13 protein-coding genes are annotated in these 19,038 nt (G+C 42.3%); all 13 read left to right on the plus strand.

The genetic code is table 11. The features are described from left to right. Window positions 1–641 precede the first annotated feature (641 nt). The 13 genes from sdhC (at window position 642) to CXF60_RS07255 (ending at window position 19,028) form a co-directional block, all read left to right on the plus strand. Entirely contained in the window at window positions 642–1,028 is a 387-nt protein-coding gene (gene sdhC / locus CXF60_RS07195; RefSeq protein WP_082624524.1) for a succinate dehydrogenase, cytochrome b556 subunit, read from the plus strand. Window positions 1,029–1,030: 2 nt separating this feature from the next. Next, window positions 1,031–1,435 carry a succinate dehydrogenase, hydrophobic membrane anchor protein gene (gene sdhD / locus CXF60_RS07200; protein WP_057762261.1) on the plus strand — a complete coding sequence of 135 codons (405 nt, stop codon included), beginning with the start codon at window positions 1,031–1,033 and terminating at the stop codon, window positions 1,433–1,435. A 330-nt stretch (window positions 1,436–1,765) separates the two neighbouring features. Next, window positions 1,766–3,616, plus strand: coding sequence for a succinate dehydrogenase flavoprotein subunit (gene sdhA, locus CXF60_RS07205; protein WP_057757857.1), 1,851 nt, complete (start codon window positions 1,766–1,768; stop codon window positions 3,614–3,616). A gap of 223 nt (window positions 3,617–3,839) precedes the next feature. After that, window positions 3,840–4,550, plus strand: coding sequence for a succinate dehydrogenase iron-sulfur subunit (locus tag CXF60_RS07210; RefSeq protein ID WP_055123743.1), 711 nt, complete (start codon window positions 3,840–3,842; stop codon window positions 4,548–4,550). 915 nt (window positions 4,551–5,465) lie between these two features. Then, window positions 5,466–8,342: a 2-oxoglutarate dehydrogenase E1 component gene (locus CXF60_RS07215; protein WP_102091387.1), complete on the plus strand. Its 2,877-nt coding sequence runs from the start codon at window positions 5,466–5,468 to the stop codon at window positions 8,340–8,342. Window positions 8,343–8,497: 155 nt separating this feature from the next. Continuing rightward, complete coding sequence (gene odhB, locus CXF60_RS07220) at window positions 8,498–9,745, plus strand: 2-oxoglutarate dehydrogenase complex dihydrolipoyllysine-residue succinyltransferase (protein WP_101204629.1); 1,248 nt, start codon at window positions 8,498–8,500, stop codon at window positions 9,743–9,745. 254 nt (window positions 9,746–9,999) lie between these two features. After that, on the plus strand, window positions 10,000–11,454 hold the full coding sequence (lpdA, locus tag CXF60_RS07225; protein ID WP_102091388.1) for a dihydrolipoyl dehydrogenase: 1,455 nt from the start codon (window positions 10,000–10,002) through the stop codon (window positions 11,452–11,454). A gap of 158 nt (window positions 11,455–11,612) precedes the next feature. Next, complete coding sequence (gene sucC / locus CXF60_RS07230) at window positions 11,613–12,779, plus strand: ADP-forming succinate--CoA ligase subunit beta (protein ID WP_057757869.1); 1,167 nt, start codon at window positions 11,613–11,615, stop codon at window positions 12,777–12,779. A gap of 149 nt (window positions 12,780–12,928) precedes the next feature. Further along, window positions 12,929–13,804: a succinate--CoA ligase subunit alpha gene (sucD, locus tag CXF60_RS07235; RefSeq protein ID WP_102078643.1), complete on the plus strand. Its 876-nt coding sequence runs from the start codon at window positions 12,929–12,931 to the stop codon at window positions 13,802–13,804. Window positions 13,805–13,895: 91 nt separating this feature from the next. After that, window positions 13,896–14,957 (plus strand): UDP-glucose 4-epimerase GalE, encoded by a 1,062-nt coding sequence (galE, locus tag CXF60_RS07240; protein WP_102091408.1) that lies wholly within the window; start codon window positions 13,896–13,898, stop codon window positions 14,955–14,957. Between the two features lie 80 nt (window positions 14,958–15,037). After that, window positions 15,038–15,922 (plus strand): UTP--glucose-1-phosphate uridylyltransferase, encoded by an 885-nt coding sequence (locus tag CXF60_RS07245; RefSeq protein WP_102091389.1) that lies wholly within the window; start codon window positions 15,038–15,040, stop codon window positions 15,920–15,922. Window positions 15,923–15,925: 3 nt separating this feature from the next. After that, window positions 15,926–17,605, plus strand: coding sequence for a glucose-6-phosphate isomerase (gene pgi / locus CXF60_RS07250; RefSeq protein ID WP_102091390.1), 1,680 nt, complete (start codon window positions 15,926–15,928; stop codon window positions 17,603–17,605). A gap of 37 nt (window positions 17,606–17,642) precedes the next feature. Continuing rightward, entirely contained in the window at window positions 17,643–19,028 is a 1,386-nt protein-coding gene (locus CXF60_RS07255; RefSeq protein ID WP_228707063.1) for a UDP-glucose/GDP-mannose dehydrogenase family protein, read from the plus strand. Window positions 19,029–19,038: the final 10 nt, after the last annotated feature.

The following is a 19,038-nucleotide window of genomic DNA, read 5'->3' on the forward strand; positions in this document are numbered from 1 at the left end:
TTTGTCATAATAATCACTGTTAAAACCAGTATTATCCTTATCCATTCATTTATTGATTAAATATGTATATATTCTTACTGAATGGATAAATTTGTAATTATTGCTCAGGCATTTTATAATTGTAGGAATTAACTGGCATTAGCTTTGCGCGAATTAATAAATGACCATGTTATAGTGTCGTTCAGAGCGTCTTCTATTCATGCTTGTTTACGATTGTCTGATGTTACGATAGACCAAACCGCATTCTATGGTTTGAACTTTCTTCTTAACCAATCTTTTTTATTTGCTTGGCATAGGATTTCAAGTGCCTAATATAAGGTCTGCTCTGATATAGAAGACATAGTAACGTTGTCTTACTATTCATACGACCTCTAAAATAGACTGGTTAGTCGATGTTACTCATGTTTATTCTCTTTGTTGTATAATAGATAGGTTGTTTGATAGGCCTGTCGATTCGACAAGCGACATTGAACAGTCTATCAATACCTTTATATACATGATCCTTTCTTCATATTTAGCGCAAACTAAACGAAGTCAGCTAGCTCTTCCTTACTTTATTCGTCTCGTGTGTTGCTCAATGCTCAATTGGCACTATTTATGTCAGGCGTTGATAGCAGATACAGGAGTATAACCGCAAAAGGATGCCCGCTGTGAAAAGCAACCGACCTATTGATCTGCCTTTAAGCCAAGTGATTAGCGTTAATCGCTCACCGATCGCGATCGCCTCTATCTTGCATCGTATCTCTGGCATTATTTTATTTTTATTGATTCCTGTCATGTTATGGATACTACAGAACTCATTGGCATCGCCTGAGAGTTTTGCGACCGTATTTGACAACGTACTTGTGCGCTTTTTGGCATGGATATTTGTTGCCGCCATTGCATATCATTTTGTAATGGGTATCAAACATTTATTTGCTGATATGGGCATGAACGAAGAGCTAAAATCTGGCCGCACTGCCTCTATGGTCAGTTTTGTGATTGCAGCGATTTTAGTTGTCGCGTCATTTGTATGGGTGATGTTCTAATGATAAAAAATGATTCAGGAATCAAAAGTGCTACTGGTCTGACAGGTTCAGGCTCACGTGATTGGATTATTCAGCGTATTAGTGCTGTTGTTTTAGCCGTTTATAGTGTGGTGTTGCTGGGCTTCTTTTTGACCCATGGCGATGTCACTTTTGTTGAATGGTCATCATTTATGACCAGCCTACCGATGCGTCTATTCAGCTTGGTTGCAGTACTTGCACTAGCTGGTCATGCTTGGGTTGGGATGTGGACAGTATTTACTGACTATATTACAACAGGCAAACTGGGCTCAAGCGCAGCAGGTTTACGTTTAGTACTACAGTCATTGATGATTATCGCTATTTTAGTATTTCTATTTTGGGGCATCATGATTTTTTGGGGTAACGGTTTCGGTATCGCTGCCGTTTAACCATCTCATAAAAAGCTCTGATATCTATATATAACGACGGATGCATCCAACTAATACATTAGTTGGCAAAGTATTTTAGAGTCATCCGTTGATAGCCAAGAATAGTCATAGCATTGGACTAGCATTACTGATCAGCTAATCTGATTATAGTTGAGTAGGCTTAGTTCAGTATAACGATAGATATGCAAATTAAGTGGTTAACGACTATTAAGACTCTTTATTTTATAAGCTTAGAAATGGCCAAATAGTAAGCCTTTATAGCTGTAATAGAGATGTCTCAAAAAGTCTTTGATTTACTTTTACGCATTAACAGGCATTAGGAAAACCGTAATGGCAACTAGACAAGACAATACCATTAGTAATATCAAGACCCTAAACTACGATGCAGTTATCGTTGGTGGCGGCGGCTCAGGTATGCGTGCTTCATTGCATTTAGCGGAAGCGGGCATGAAGGTTGCAGTCCTAACCAAAGTATTCCCAACGCGTTCGCACACGGTTGCCGCTCAGGGTGGTATCGGTGCAAGTTTGGGTAACATGAGCAATGATAACTGGCACTTCCACTTCTATGATACCGTTAAAGGATCAGATTGGTTGGGTGACCAAGACGCTATCGAATATATGTGCCGTGAAGCGCCAAAAGTAGTCTATGAGCTTGAGCACATGGGCATGCCGTTTGACCGTAACGAAGACGGTACGATTTATCAGCGTCCGTTCGGTGGTCACACGTCTAACTATGGCGAAAAAGCAGTACAACGTGCTTGTGCCGCTGCTGACCGTACAGGTCACGCACTATTACATACGCTATATCAGAAAAACCTAGAGCAGGGCACTGAGTTCTTTATCGAGTGGATTGCCCTTGATTTGATCAAAGACGAAGCTGGCAACATCAACGGTGTCGTCGCGCTTGAGCAAGAGACTGGTACAATTGCAGTATTCCAGTCACCAATTACTGTCCTAGCGACAGGTGGTGCGGGTCGTATCTTCGCAGCTTCTACCAATGCTTATATCAATACTGGTGACGGTATTGGCATGGCAGTACGTGCTGGTATTCCATTACAAGATATGGAGTTCTGGCAGTTCCATCCAACTGGTGTTCATGGTGCAGGTGTACTATTGACTGAAGGTTGCCGCGGTGAAGGTGCTATCTTGCGTAACAAAGATGGTGAAGCGTTCATGGAGCGTTATGCACCGACCGTGAAAGACTTGGCACCGCGTGATCTTGTATCGCGCTCAATGGACCAAGAAATCAAAGAAGGCCGTGGTTGTGGTCCTAATGCTGATCATATCGTAATGGATATGACGCATCTAGGTGTTGAAACCATTATGAAGCGTCTACCATCAGTATTTGAGATTGGTAAAAACTTCGCCAACGTTGATATTACTAAAGAGCCAATTCCAGTAATACCAACCATTCACTACATGATGGGCGGTATTCCAACCACTATTCATGGTCAAGTGATTGTACCGGATCTAGAAGCAGGTACTGATGAAGACGGCCTATATGCTAAAGGCAATGTGGTTAAAGGTCTTTATGCAATCGGTGAATGTGCTTGTGTAAGTGTACATGGTGCTAATCGTCTAGGTACGAACTCTCTACTAGATCTATTGGTATTTGGCCGTGCAGCTGGTAAGCATATTGTTGATGAGTTCCATCATGCTGATCATAACTATAAGCCGCTTGATCCACGCGTCCTTGACTTTACAGTGAAGCGTTTAGACAAACTGCAACAGTCTACTGAAGGCTACAACGCGCAAGACGTGGCTGATGAGATTCGTGCTACGATGCAAAAACACGCTAGTGTATTCCGTACGCAAGCGATGATGGACGAAGGCGTTGAGAAAATTTTAGCGCTAGGTGAAAAGATCGACAAGATCCATCTTGGCGATAAATCACAAGTGTTCAACACAGCGCGTATTGAAGCATTCGAAGTTGCTAACTTGTATGAAGTAGCAAAAGCGACAATGATATCTGCAGCGAAGCGTCATGAAAGCCGCGGCGCGCACAGTGTATCCGATTATGATCGTCCAGAAGATGATGATTACGCACCTAACGGCCGTAATGACCACGATTGGATGAAGCATACTTTATGGTACTCTGAAGGCAATCGCATCATTTATAAGCCAGTACGTAAAGTGCCATTAACCGTTGATTATATCGAACCAAAAGTCCGCGTCTACTAATTCTAGACTGCATACTTTATATATAGTTGATAGATAACAGCAGTGTTAACGTTTTATCCCTTATTAATTTATTAAAAAGGTGACCGCCAGCTACATGCTCATGCCAGCGCTACGACGCTATTAATTGGTATCCGATATTGGTTATCAGTACTGATTAATAGCTAGCGCAAATATGTTGCAATCTTTGTATGCCCGCCATCACCTACGTGTGGAGTTTAGCATTATGAGCCGAGGTACTCGCACCATCGAAATCTATCGCTACGATCCTGATCTGGACGCAGCGCCACGCATGCAAACTTATACGATTGAGCTACTTGATTCAGATCGTATGTTGCTTGACGTACTATTACGCCTAAAGAAAGAAGATGAAACACTTACTTTCCGTCGCTCTTGCCGCGAAGGTATTTGTGGCTCTGACGGCATGAACATCAATGGTAAGAACGGTTTGGCATGTCTAATCAACATGAACACGCTACCAGAAAAAGTAACGGTTCGTCCGCTACCTGGTTTGCCAGTGGTTCGTGATTTGGTTGTTGATATGAACCAGTTCTATGAGCAGTATGAAAAAGTACATCCGTACTTAATCAATGATCAGCCAGCACCGCCAACAGAGCGTTTACAGTCACCTGAACAGCGTGAAAAACTGAACGGTCTATACGAATGTATTCTATGTGCTTGTTGTTCAACTAGCTGCCCATCTTTCTGGTGGAACCCTGATAAGTTCTTAGGTCCATCAGCATTACTGCATGCTTATCGCTTCGTTGCTGATAGCCGTGACGGTGATACTCAAGCACGTTTAGCTCGCTTAGACGATCCGTTTAGCTTGTTCCGTTGCCGCGGTATCATGAACTGTGTATCAGTTTGTCCAAAAGGCTTGAATCCAACCAAAGCGATCGGTCACTTACGTAATATGTTGATTGACCAAGCTGGTTAAGCACAAATAATTGATCTTTAATAGTTACTATACGAAAAACACCACCTATTCATTAGGTGGTGTTTTTGTTAGTTAAAAAGCTGATATATAGATTTACTACTTTTATAGCTGACCTGTCATTTAAAAGATATGATGAATTTAGCCTATTGAAAAATAGGTATTAAATGATTTATGAGTAAAACTGTATGGTCAATACGTTGGTCGTATGTAAGAAGAAATAATATATAGACAATCACCCTATATAATCGAATATAGACACAGTCGAATTTTGGTATAATTGTATTTGGTATTTAATGAGATGATCAAAGCGTCTTTTTTAGCGCTTAATATGTATCGTTTGAGCAGATTATGACATTATCAGGCTAAAATACTATGCGCACAATGATTATGCGTTTATAATTGATGATAGATATTCATTACATAAATACCTAGTATTGAACAAACAAACTATGTCGCAAAAAATGGGCATGATAATCTATACAGCAATGTATGTCTGTCTGAAAAGGCAGGATTTATCAGCAAATTTAGGGTAATTCAGCATCAATAACCAGTTTATAGGTTAGCTGAAAATATAATTGTCTATTAATAGCTTATCATTAATGGATTGGTTATGACTCAAAGAAGTATATATAAATTAATGTTGTGAAACGAGCTAGATAAGAAAACTGAGCGTTCACAAATAGTTTTATTTTTAGACGGGTATTGCAATAAGACTTGTTACCACTATTTAGCATCACTTGCTCTTGTAGACAATGACAGCAATATTCTATGGTGATGGCAATACTTAGGGATAAAAGTGTTTTATCGAATAGTATTTAACAGGATATGACACATTGTCTAACTACCTGAGCATACAACGACTGACACAATAATAAGCACGATTCCATTCATTTATCTATCAAATAGACGATTATTATGAATAGTATAACCAAAGAAAAATCTGGCCAAGTACATACTGAACTGGCTGCCGATAACGCCAACTATATAGAAGCTCTCTACGAGCAATACCTAACAGACCCTGATAGTGTTGATACTGACTGGCAAACGTACTTTGAACAGTATAAGTCGCAGAACGATGCTCAGCATAACGCTATCAAAGATCAGTTCTTGCTACTTGCTCGTAATCAAACGGCAAATAAGAGTAGCAGTACTGATACCGACTCTAGCAGCTCTGCTAACTGTGATCCTAAGCAGATGGGCGTACAGCAACTAATCTCAGCATATCGTCGTCGCGGTCATCGCCGTGCCAAACTTGATCCTTTAGATTTGCATCCACGTGCAGCAGTAGAAGATTTGACGCTTGCTTATCATAATTTGTCAGAAGCTGATCTCGATACCGTATTCCCAACCAATGATTTAGTTATTGGTAAAGATGAAGCGACATTGCGCGAAATCATCGAAATCATGGAACGTGTTTACTGTGGCCACATCGGTGTCGAGTATATGCACGTTACCACCAGTACCGAAAAACGCTGGATGGAAGAATACCTAGAAACCAATCTAGGCTATATCAAATTCGACAAAGAAAAACGTTTATCTATTCTTGAGCGCTTAACCGCTGCTGAAGGTCTAGAAAAATACCTTGCTCGTAAATACACGGGTGTTAAGCGTTTTGGTTTGGAAGGGGGCGAGAGCTTCATTCCTGCTATCAATGAAATCATTCAACGTGCTGGCGGATATGGCACAAAAGAAATGGTCATTGGTATGGCTCACCGTGGCCGTCTAAACCTATTAGTCAATATTTTGGGTAAAAACCCTGCAGACTTGTTTGATGAGTTTGATGGTAAAGTACAGCCAGAAAAAGGCTCAGGTGATGTTAAATACCACAATGGTTTCTCATCTAATGTGATGACACCAGGTGGCGAAGCGCATTTGGCTTTAGCATTTAACCCATCGCATCTGGAAATTGTCGCGCCAGTATTACAAGGTTCAGTACGTGCCCGTCAAGTACGTCGTAACGATCAGCCATTACTAGATAATACTGGTGGTAATTCAGTATTACCTATCGTGATTCATGGTGATGCTGCTTTCGCTGGTCAAGGTGTGGTTCAAGAAACTTTCCAAATGTCACAGACCCGTGCTTATACCACTGGCGGTACTGTGCATATCGTGATTAACAACCAAGTTGGCTTTACTACTAGCCGTCAAGAAGATGTTCGTTCAACTGAATATTGTACTGATGTCGCTAAAATGGTTCATGCTCCTATCCTACATGTAAACGGTGATGATCCTGAAGCAGTCGTATTTGCCGCTCAGTTAGCATTAGATTATCGCCATAAGTTTGATAAAGACATCATCATTGATTTGTTCTGCTATCGTCGTAATGGCCACAACGAAGCAGATGAGCCATCTGCAACTCAGCCATTGATGTATGCTGTGATCAAAAAGCTTCCAACTACTCGTACTCTTTATGCGCAGAAGCTTATCGCAGAAGGTATCTTGAATGCCGAAGAAGAAAAGCAGTACGAAGATGATTATCGTGAGTCGTTAGACCGTGGTGATTATGTTGTTAGCTCATTGGTTCAAGAGCCTAACGAGCAGTTGTTCGTAGATTGGAAACCTTATCTAGGTCATGACTTGGTTGATGACTGGGATACTAGTGTTGATATCGAAAAGCTCAAAGGTTATGGACGCCGTATGGCCGAAATGCCAGAAGGCTACAAATTACAACGTCAGGTTCAAAAAGTCGTTGAGCAGCGTCTAGCGATGCAAACTGGCGAAGAGCCTCTTAACTGGGGTGCAGCTGAGACATTGGCTTATGCATCATTGGTTGATAACGATGGTGTATTAGTACGTATTACTGGTGAAGATGTTGGCCGTGGTACTTTCTCACATCGTCACAGTGAAATATATAATGTAAATGATGGCAGCATGTATGTACCGTTGTCTCATTTGAGCGAAAATCAAGCACGCTTTGCTACTTACAACTCATTGTTGTCAGAAGAAGCGGTACTAGCCTTTGAATATGGTTATGCGACCACAGTACCGAACGCATTGATCGTTTGGGAAGCACAGTTTGGTGATTTCGTTAACGGTGCTCAGGTTGTGATTGACCAGTTCATCTCAAGTGGTGAGACCAAGTGGCAGCGTGTTTGTGGTTTGACAATGTTGTTACCACATGGTTTTGAAGGTCAAGGTCCTGAGCATTCATCTGCACGTCTAGAGCGTTTCTTACAGCTATGTGCTGAAGACAATATGCAGGTAATTACCCCAACGACTCCTGCGCAAATTTATCATGCATTACGTCGTCAGGCTGTACGTCCTATTCGTAAGCCACTGATCGTTATGTCACCAAAGAGCTTATTACGTCATAAGCTAGCGACTTCTAACCTAGAAGAGCTTGCTAATGGTAAGTTTGAGACGGTATTGCCAGAGATGGACGATCACAACGCAGATAAAGTGACTCGTATGGTTCTGTGTGGTGGTAAGGTTTATTATGATTTGTTAGAGCAGCGCCGTGCATTAGGTCTTGATCATGTGGCTATTGTTCGTATTGAGCAATTGTATCCATTGCCAGAGACTCGCTTAATCGCTGAAATCGAGAAGTATAGCAACCTAACTGAAATTGTATGGACGCAAGAAGAGCCATTGAACCAAGGCGCTTGGTACTATTTGGCACCGCATATGTTCCGTATTGTCGTACCGCATCCAACCAAAGCAAAAGTCATGGAGCCAGTAGCGCGTCCTCCTAGTGCAGCCCCTGCAACAGGATCACCGAAACTACACGCTCAACAACAGCAAGCACTCATTGCTGGTGGCCTTGGCATAAGTGTTGATGAATTAGCTCAGTAACACCTTGTCTAATCAAAAGATTATAGAAGATAAATGAATCAGGCGATGACAGTCAGTGTTTTTTAATAAAATATAAGCAAAGTTATTAAAAGATTACCGGCTGCCTATCACGACTTAATAATAAGTATGAATATCCAAATCTAAGGAGTATATCGATGGCTGACATCAAAGCCCCCGTTTTTCCAGAATCGGTTGCCGATGGCACAATCGTTGAGTGGCACGTCACTGAAGGTCAACAAGTTAATCGTGATGACCTATTGGCTGAAATTGAAACTGATAAAGTTGTATTAGAAGTTGTGGCACCTGATGATGGTGTATTGACCAAAATCGTAAAGCAAGTTGACGATACTGTATTGTCTGATGAGCTTATCGCTCAGTTTGAAGCCGGTGCAAGTGCTGGTGCTAGCGCAGAAGAAGCACCAGCAGTAGATCCAGACCAACCAGCTGCGCCAGTTCAAGCAAAGCAAGCTGCTGATGGTGGCGAGCCTGTTCAAGCAACAGATAAGAAAGGCGAAGCTGATCATAAAGATCAAAGCCCAGCAGTTCGTAAAGCAGCAAAAGAGTCAGGCGTAGATCCTAAAGAAGTTGAAGGTAGTGGCCGCGGTGGTCGTGTAACCAAAACTGATATGGCTAACCCAACATTGAAATCAGACAGCAGCATCAAGTCTGACAGTGGTCGTCCTGTTGCTGAATCAATGGGTGAGCGTACTGAAAAACGTGTTCCAATGACTCGTCTTCGTAAGCGTGTTGCTGAGCGTCTATTATCAGCATCACAAGATACAGCGATGTTGACGACGTTTAACGAAGTGAACATGAAGCCCTTGATGGACATGCGCGCTAAGTACAAAGAGAAGTTTGAAAAACGTCATGGCGTGCGTTTAGGCTTTATGTCGTTATTCGTAAAAGCAGCGACAGAAGCACTAAAACGCTTCCCAGCAGTAAATGCTTCACTAGATGGTGATGATATTGTTTATCATGGCTTCTATGATATCGGTGTAGCAGTATCTTCAGATCGTGGCTTGGTTGTTCCAGTATTACGTGATACTGATCGCATGAGTATGGCTGACGTTGAAAGCACAATCCGTGAGTTTGGCGGTAAAGCACAGCAAGGTAAGCTTGGTCTAGAAGACATGACTGGCGGTACGTTCACTATCTCTAACGGTGGTGTATTTGGTTCATTGATGTCAACACCTATTCTGAACCCACCACAAACTGCTATCCTAGGTATGCACGCTATCAATGACCGCCCAATGGCTGTCGATGGCAAAGTTGAAATCTTACCAATGATGTACTTAGCATTATCTTATGACCATCGTATGATCGATGGTAAAGAAGCCGTACAGTTCTTGGTAACTATCAAAGAGTTGGTCGAAGACCCTGCAATGCTACTACTAGACCTGTAAGCTTTCAAGCTTGTATTGGCAACCGCTGATACAAGCTTTTTAACTTTGGTATAGATAATGATTTTTATGAATCAGCGATCGCTTGATGCGCTGATAACTGTATTTAAATGAATTTAATAATGGTGATTTGCTATTGATAAGTGAGTCTATCTCATTGATATAGTGTATTAACTGTTCAGTGTAGATAACGCTGATCTATCAGCGAGATAACAACCAGTTTAAATGACACATACAATTAAAAATAGGAACGTACTATGAAAGACAATTATGATTTAGTCGTCATCGGCGGCGGTCCTGGTGGTTACGAAGCAGCTATTCGTGCAGGCCAGCTCGGTATGAGTGTTGCTTGTATCGAAAAGCGTGTTTATAAAGGCGAGCCAGCACTTGGCGGTACTTGCTTAAACGTTGGTTGTATCCCATCAAAAGCCCTACTTGACAGCTCACATCGTTACGAAGCTACTAAGCATGACCTTGACGAGCACGGTATCAGTACTGGTGACGTTGCTATCAATATCGAAAAAATGATAGAGCGTAAAGAAGGCATTGTTAAGCAGTTGACTGGCGGTGTTGCAGCGTTGCTAAAAGGCAATGGTGTTGACTGGCTACAAGGCTGGGGTACTTTAGTTGATGGTACGGGCACTGACAAAAAAGTCAAATTTACTGCTCTAGAAGACGAAAGCGAAACGACGATCACTGCTAAGAATGTTATTCTTGCGGCAGGTTCTGTGCCTATCGAAATTCCTGTTGCCAAAACTGACGGTGACCGTATTGTTGATTCAACTGGCGCACTTGATTTCACTGAAGTACCTAAGCGTCTAGGCGTTATTGGTGCTGGTGTTATCGGTCTTGAGCTTGGTTCAGTATGGCGTCGTCTAGGTGCAGAAGTAGTCGTATATGAAGCACTTCCTAGTTTCTTAGCTGCTGCTGACAAAGACATCTCAAAAGAAGCTGGCAAAATGCTGAAGAAGCAAGGTCTTGATATCCGTGTCGATACCAAAGTAACCAATGCTGAAGTTCAAGGTGACCAAGTTGTCGTCACTAGCGAAAGCAAAGGTGAGTCGAGCGAGGAGAGCTTTGATAAGCTAATCGTTTGTGTTGGTCGTCGCGCTTATTCTGAAAAACTGCTTGGCGATGATAGTGGCATCACGTTGACTGAACGTGGCCTTATCGATGTCAATGACCAGTGTAAAACCAACCTTGATGGCGTTTATGCTATCGGTGATTTGGTCCGTGGTCCTATGCTTGCGCATAAAGCTATGGAAGAAGGCATGATGGCTGTTGAGCGTATTCATGGCGAAAAACCTCAAGTTAACTATGACACTATCATCAATGTCATTTATACTCACCCAGAAATCGCATGGGTAGGTTTGACTGAGCAAGAAGCTGAAGAAGCTGGCTATGAAGTTAAAACAGGTTCTTTCAACTTAGCTGCTAACGGTCGTGCATTAGCGCAAAGTGAAGCGCAAGGTTCTGTAAAAGTAGTTGCTGATGCGAAAACAGATCGTCTATTAGGTATGCATGCGATCTCTGCTGGTGCTGGTGATATCGTCCATCAAGGTATGATCGCGATGGAGTTTGTTTCTAGTATCGAAGACTTGCAGTTGATGACATTTGCTCATCCAACTATTTCAGAAGCAGTGCATGAAGCTGCTCTATCTGCAGATGGCCGTGCTATTCACGCTATCCAACGCAAAAAGCGTAAGAAATAAGTAGTTGCTCGTTTAGTTATTATCGATTTACAACCTGATTGGGGTATCGCTATTTTGGTGATGCCGCAATCATGAGTGCGTCAGACGTATGATTAATATGTATATGTGCGCACTTGATTTCACTTTTTATTAATTGTAAAAAATAAAGGATACAATCAATGAATTTACATGAGTATCAAGCAAAAGAGCTATTAAAAAGCTACGGTTTGCCAATTCAAGAAGGCATCATCGCTCATAACGGCGAAGAAGCTGCTGCAGCTTTTGATAAAACCCCAACGGATATTGCGGTAATTAAAGCGCAAGTACATGCTGGTGGTCGCGGTAAAGCTGGTGGTGTAAAGCTAGTTAAAACTCGTGAAGAAGCTAAGCAAGTTGCTGAAGAGCTGATCGGTACTAACCTAGTAACGTTCCAAACTGATGCTGATGGCCAGCCAGTAAACTTCGTATTGGTTGCAGAAGATATGTATCCAGTACAAACTGAGCTATATCTTGGCGCAGTCGTTGATCGTGCAACTCGTCGTGTAACTTTCATGGCATCTACCGAAGGTGGTGTAGATATCGAAGAAGTAGCACACAGCACTCCAGAAAAAATCTTCAAAGTAAATGTTGATCCTTTAGTTGGTTTAATGCCTTTCCAAGCGCGCGACGTTGCGTTCAAACTTGGTCTAGAAGGCAAGCAAATCAATCAATTCGTTAAATTGATGACTGGCGCTTATAAGGCATTCGTTGAAAACGACTTTGCTCTAATGGAAATCAACCCATTAGCTGTTCGTGAAAATGGCGAAATCGTTTGTGTTGATGGCAAAATCGGTATCGACTCAAACGCACTATATCGTTTGCCAAAAATCGCAGCGCTACAAGACAAGACTCAAGAAAATGAGCGTGAGCTTAAAGCTGCTGAATTTGACCTAAACTATGTTGCTCTAGAAGGTAACATCGGTTGTATGGTTAACGGTGCTGGTCTTGCAATGGCGACCATGGACATCATCAAATTGTATGGCGGCAAGCCTGCTAACTTCTTGGACGTTGGCGGCGGTGCAACTAAAGATCGCGTTGTTGAAGCGTTCAAAATCATCCTAGAAGACAGCAGTGTTGAAGGCGTTCTAATCAACATCTTCGGCGGTATCGTACGTTGTGACATGATTGCAGAAGCTATTATCGCTGCTATCAAAGAAGTTGACGTACAAGTACCAGTTGTTGTTCGTTTAGAAGGTAACAACGCTGAGCTAGGCGCACAAATCCTAGAAGAGTCTGGTCTGAAATTGATTTCAGCTCAAGGTTTATCTGACGCGGCTCAAAAAATTGTCGATGCTGTTAAAGCGTAAGTCTTTAAATATAAGTGTTTAGAGATAAATGCTTAAGCATAGTAGTCAAATCGTAGTAGTGGTTTTATAGCAAAGATTGGTTATCAAAATTTGATAATAATAGTTATAAAGACCACTGTTACAAGACAACCGAATACAAGGAAAATATAATGAGTGTATTAATCGATAAAGATACCAAAGTATTGGTACAAGGTTTTACTGGTAAAAATGGTACGTTCCATTCTGAACAAGCCATTGAATACGGTACAAAAGTAGTTGGTGGTGTAACGCCAGGTAAAGGCGGTCAAACGCACCTAGGCCTACCAGTATTCAACACCATGGCGGAAGCCATGGAAGCGACTCAAGCTGACGCTTCTGTTATCTACGTACCAGCACCATTTGTACTAGACTCTATCGTTGAAGCAATCGATGCTGGCGTTAAGTTGATCGTTGTGATCACTGAAGGCGTACCGACTATCGATATGCTAAAAGCAAAACGCTATCTTGAAGAAGCTGGCGACGTACGTTTGGTTGGTCCTAACTGCCCAGGCGTTATTACTCCAGGTCAGTGCAAAATCGGTATCATGCCAGGCCATATCCATCAGCCAGGTAAAGTAGGTATCATCTCACGCTCTGGTACGTTGACTTATGAAGCCGTAGCTCAGACTACTAAGCTTGGTTTTGGTCAGTCAACTTGTATCGGTATCGGTGGCGATCCTATCCCTGGTATGAACCAAATTGATGCGTTGAAACTGTTCCAAGAAGATCCACAAACTGAAGCGATCATTCTAATTGGTGAGATCGGTGGTACTGCTGAAGAAGAAGCCGCTGCTTATATCAAAGACCATGTGACTAAGCCAGTGGTTGGTTATATTGCTGGTGTTACCGCTCCAGAAGGCAAGCGTATGGGTCATGCAGGCGCGATTATCTCTGGTGGTCAAGGTACTGCTGAAGAGAAATTCAAAGCGTTTGAAGATGCTGGTATCGCGTACACGCGTGACCCATCTAAACTTGGTGATAAGCTAAAAGAAGTTACTGGTTGGTAAAATAGGCATTAGTCTACTAACTACTAAAACTCTATTGAATTACTGCTAAGACACCCCTACAATGGGGTGTCTTTTTTTGCCTGAAAATTTTATGAAAAATAAAATATTAGTTACTGGCGGTGCTGGATATATCGGTTCCCATACTTGCATAGCATTGCATGAAGCAGGCTATCATGTTGTAGTCTATGATAATTTATCTAATAGTAGCCGTGAAGCGATCAATCGCGTCTCTATGCTTATTGGACAGACAGTTGATTTTATAGAAGGGGATATACGAGATCCTGAGTTACTCAGAGAGGTCTTTGCTTCGCATGAATTTTTTGGTGTGATTCACTTTGCTGGGTTAAAAGCAGTTGGGGAGTCAGTAGCAAAGCCATTGCTGTATTATAATAACAATGTCAGCGGCACCATAACCTTATTAGAAGTTATGGCAGAATATAATGTGAAGAATTTAGTTTTTTCATCGTCTGCCACTGTCTATGGTGATCCTGAATCCTTACCTATCGATGAGAGCTCAAAGCGTTCTTGTACCAATCCTTATGGACAAAGTAAGCTTGCTGTCGAATACATATTAGAAGACTTAGCTGTGTCTGATGGCAGCTGGAACCTGATTGCTCTTAGATACTTTAATCCAGTAGGCGCGCATCCATCAGGACAGATTGGCGAAGACCCTAATGACATTCCTAACAACTTGATGCCTTATATTTCTCAAGTAGCCGTCGGCAAACTTGAAAAGCTCAGTATCTTTGGTAATGACTATCCTACTGTCGATGGAACAGGTGTCCGTGACTTTATTCATGTTACTGATTTGGCTCAAGGTCATGTGGCTGCATTAAATTATCTAGATAAACAAACCAGACCAAACGAAAGTGGTACGACACAACAATACTCAATAGGCTTTTTACCTATTAACTTAGGAACTGGTAAAGGTACTTCTGTCTTGGAATTGGTATCTGCATTTTCTGATGTATCTGGAAAGGTTATTGCTTATCAGTTTACAGATCGTCGAGCAGGTGATATCGCGAGTTGTTATGCCAGTGCCGATAAAGCGAAAACGTTGTTAGGGTGGCAAGCTGAATTATCGATTACTAATATGTGTCAAGATACATGGCGTTGGCAGAGCATGAACCCGAATGGCTACGATGTCTCTTAAGTCGTATGGCGTTACAGCTGCCTAATAATGCGTTATGATTGACTCATCCTTACCCACCTTCTTAATATAGCTAACACACTATGAAAAAAATCACTCACGCCGTTATTCCTGTCGCAGGCTTCGGCACACGTATGCTGCCATTGTCAAAATCTGTGCCAAAAGAGTTGTTACCGCTAGGCAGTCGCCCTGCTATTCACTACGTGGTTGAAGAGGCTATCGCTGCGGGTATCAAGCATATTGTCTTGGTCGGTCATGCGCAAAAGAGCGCGATAGAAAACTACTTTGATATCAATGCTGAATTGGATAATCAATTACGTCATAAAGGCAAAGATGAGTTGGCTGATAGCTTAAACTGGTTGCCAGAAGACGTAACGGTATCGATGATACGCCAAGGTAAAGCGTTAGGTTTGGGACATGCAGTACTTGCTGCTAGGCCAATCATTGGTGAGCATGACTTTGCCGTATTACTGCCTGATGTCGTGCTTGATCCATTTACCACTGATATGTCTGCTGATAATTTGGCCTTTATGCTGGATGCCTTTGCTACAGATGGTCATTCACAGATATTGGTTGATCAAGTAGCGGATGAAGACGTACATAAGTATGGTATCGCTCAACTAGATGAAAAACTCAGCAATACTAATGAGATTGATGAAGAAATAAATATTAATGCTAGCTTTAAAGTGGCTGGTTTTGTAGAAAAGCCCAATTTAGCTGATGCTCCTTCAAATCTGGCTGTGGTAGGGCGCTATGTATTTAGTAACCATATCTTTGATTACTTAGCCAATACTAAAGCATCTGTCGGTGGTGAGATTCAGCTGACAGATGCGATTGATGCGCTCATTAGTGAATATGGTGCCCATGTCACAACTATGCGCGGCAATAGCTACGATGCAGGCGATATGCGTTCGTATATGCAGGCATTCATCTATTTTGCTGAGCAGCAACTAGCAGATGATGAGTAACTGATGAAAGAAATAAAGGGCGACAAAACATATAGTAGTGCTCGACATTCTAAATACTGGCAGCAACTACAAGCGCTTGCAAAGCATCCATGGTCACTTGCACAGCTATTTGCACAAGATGATAAGCGTGCCAAGCATTTTAGCGTGCAGGCTGGTGCGCTGTATATGGACTTTAGTAAGCAGCGTATCGATCAGACAGTATTGTCTAACTTACTGAGTTTGGCTGATAGTTGTGAGCTAGATGCTCGTATTGATTCGTTACTACAAGGGGCGATGGTAAATACCAGCGAGCAGCGTGCTGCCTTGCACACAGCATTACGATTGCCAGCGACAGCGACATTACAAGTTGATGGAAAAAATATTGTCGCTGATGTACATCATAGTTTGTCACAAGTAGCACGCTTATCAGAGCGCGTGCGCAATGGCACGTGGCGCGGGTTTTCTGGCAAGGCAATTACAGATGTTGTCAATATTGGGGTTGGCGGCTCTGATTTAGGACCGCTGATGGCAACTACAGCGCTTGATGAATGGGCAGATACCAGTATTGAGGTGCATTTTGTCTCCAATATGGACGGTACGCAGCTTGATAATTTGCTCAAGCATTTAAATCCTGAAACCACACTATTTATTATCTCTTCCAAATCCTTTGGTACGGTTGATACTTTATCAAATGCTAAGACAGCATTATCTTGGCTACTTGCGACGGCAAAACTCCGTGCAGGCACAGAAGATAGTGTATTGCGTCGACACTTTATCGGCATTTCAGCCAATAGTGAAAAAATGAGTGCTTGGGGAATTCATCCTGAGCATCAGTTGCAGCTTTGGGAATGGGTCGGCGGGCGCTTTTCTTTATGGTCGGCGATAGGCCTTGCCATTGCTATTCGTATTGGTATGAATGGCTTTAAAGCTTTATTAAGCGGTGCTCATAGTATGGATGAGCATTTTGCACAAGCTGACTTTGCCGACAATTTACCCGTACTGTTAGGCTTGCTAGCTGTTTGGAACAGTACTTTTTTAAAAGTAAATGCGCATACCGTATTGCCTTATGACGGTAGGCTAGGCTATTTGCCGAGTTATCTTACCCAGCTAGAGATGGAGAGTAATGGCAAGTCAGTTACTCGGAATGGGGATCGTATTGACTATGATACGTGTCCGATTCTATGGGGTGAAATTGGCTCAAATGCGCAACATGCATTCTATCAGCTGCTACATCAAGGCACGCAGCAGGTCTCCTGTGACTTTATCGCTTGCATACGTCGCTACGGTGATGAGGCGCCAAACTCCTCATTGCAGCAACAGCACGAATTGTCTTTAGCCAACTGCTTGGCGCAAAGTCGAGTATTGGCATTTGGTAATGCTGCTGTAATAGATCTGGTCGATCCACAGACAGTGTCCGAAGCAGACAAGTATAAGTACTACCGTGGTAACCAACCGTCAACCACATTACTGATTGATGAGCTGATGCCGCATAGCTTAGGCGCATTGATAGCGCTTTACGAGCATAAGGTCTATGTCATGGCCAGTATCTGGGATATCAATCCGTTTGATCAATGGGGCGTCGAGATGGGTAAGCAAATGGCAGACTCCGTACACCATGCTATGCAGCATATCCAGCAAGATTCTCAAGGTCTATTCGATACATCTACTGACCAATTACTAAAGCGTATCAAACAGCTGTCCTAGCGATAGTGGTGTGTCAATAATATAGGAAAGCACGCTCATGGAAACGGTTTTAGATGGTAGCCATATGAATAAATACAATAATGAATCTGAACCAAACCAATTAACTGATTCCACAGTTTGTGTGCTTATTGGTCACAGCATAGAGGTAATTACCAGTGCAGTGGTGCTAGCAAGTCTCGGTCAGCGTGTGCATCTCTACGCAGACAAGACGCTACTAACGCAGCAGATACAGCAGTATGGTTTTGAGCATCATCTGCAAGCCCTATGGCAAATGTATGAGCAGCAGCAGGTCATTATTAGTAAGAAATTACCAACTAGTGCCGATATGCTAATAAGAGGCTATGAAGCAGCTGGTCATAATGAAACTGATGCTCAAAATACGGTGACGCTTTATTGGTTGTTCTTAGATAGTATTAAGCTTGTGTGGAAAGAAGATAATTGGATTACTGCTTTTAATCACAGCTATCAGCAAGCAATCCCTGTGATTATGAGTGGCATTGAGCAATTAGGACATGTAGCTGGTTTGGCTCAGCGTTTACAGCGTGCTTGGGTCTATTATGTGCCATTTGTATTCTTACAGGATGGTGATGCTTATAGCTCGATGTTGAATCCTTCGTTATGGCTACTAGGTGAAAAGACAGCAAGTAGTAGCCAGCACTTGAATGTGTTGAAGCCTTTAATGCAGCATGCACGCGCTACCCATCATGCTGATATCGCAACGATAGAGTTTGCTCGCAGTAGTATCATGGCGATGCTAGCGACTAGAGTGAGCTTTATGAATGAGATGTCACGTTTGGCTGATAGTCAAAATGTTGATATCAGTCAAGTCAGTCGTATTATGGGATTGGATGAGCGGGTAGGCAGCAGTTATTTAAAAGCAGGGTGGGGATTCGGTGGTAATACTTTGCCCACCGAGCTGGCTAAATTGCAACAATCAAGCCGTACACACAGTTTGGATATGCCTTTATTGCAATCTAATGTACATATTAACGAAGATCAAAAAGAGCTGATATTCCGTAAGTTTTGGCAGTATTTTGATGGGTTCATTGACAATAAAACTGTGATGATTTGGGGCGGTAGTTATAAGTCAGGCTCAGGACGTACCGCTGGTTCAGCTATCCATCCGTTGTTAGCATTACTGTGGTCTTATAATATTCGCACACTGGTTTATAGCGATAAGGCACAGCATGAACTTGCCGAGCTTTATCAGCAACAACCTTTGCTTGAGCTGATTGCTAGTCCTTATCAACAGCTTTGCGATACTCATGCTGTTTTTATCGTTAGTTGGTCACCGCGAGATCAATTAGATATTGGCAAAATTAATCAACAAGCCATGCCCGTATTTGATGCGCAAAATGCCCTGACACGCTCACAAATTAATAGCTTAGTAGGTGACTATATGGGTATTGGTCGAACTAAATAGTTTGATTTAA

This window comes from Psychrobacter sp. 4Bb (genome assembly GCF_002836735.1).
Classification (GTDB): domain Bacteria; phylum Pseudomonadota; class Gammaproteobacteria; order Pseudomonadales; family Moraxellaceae; genus Psychrobacter.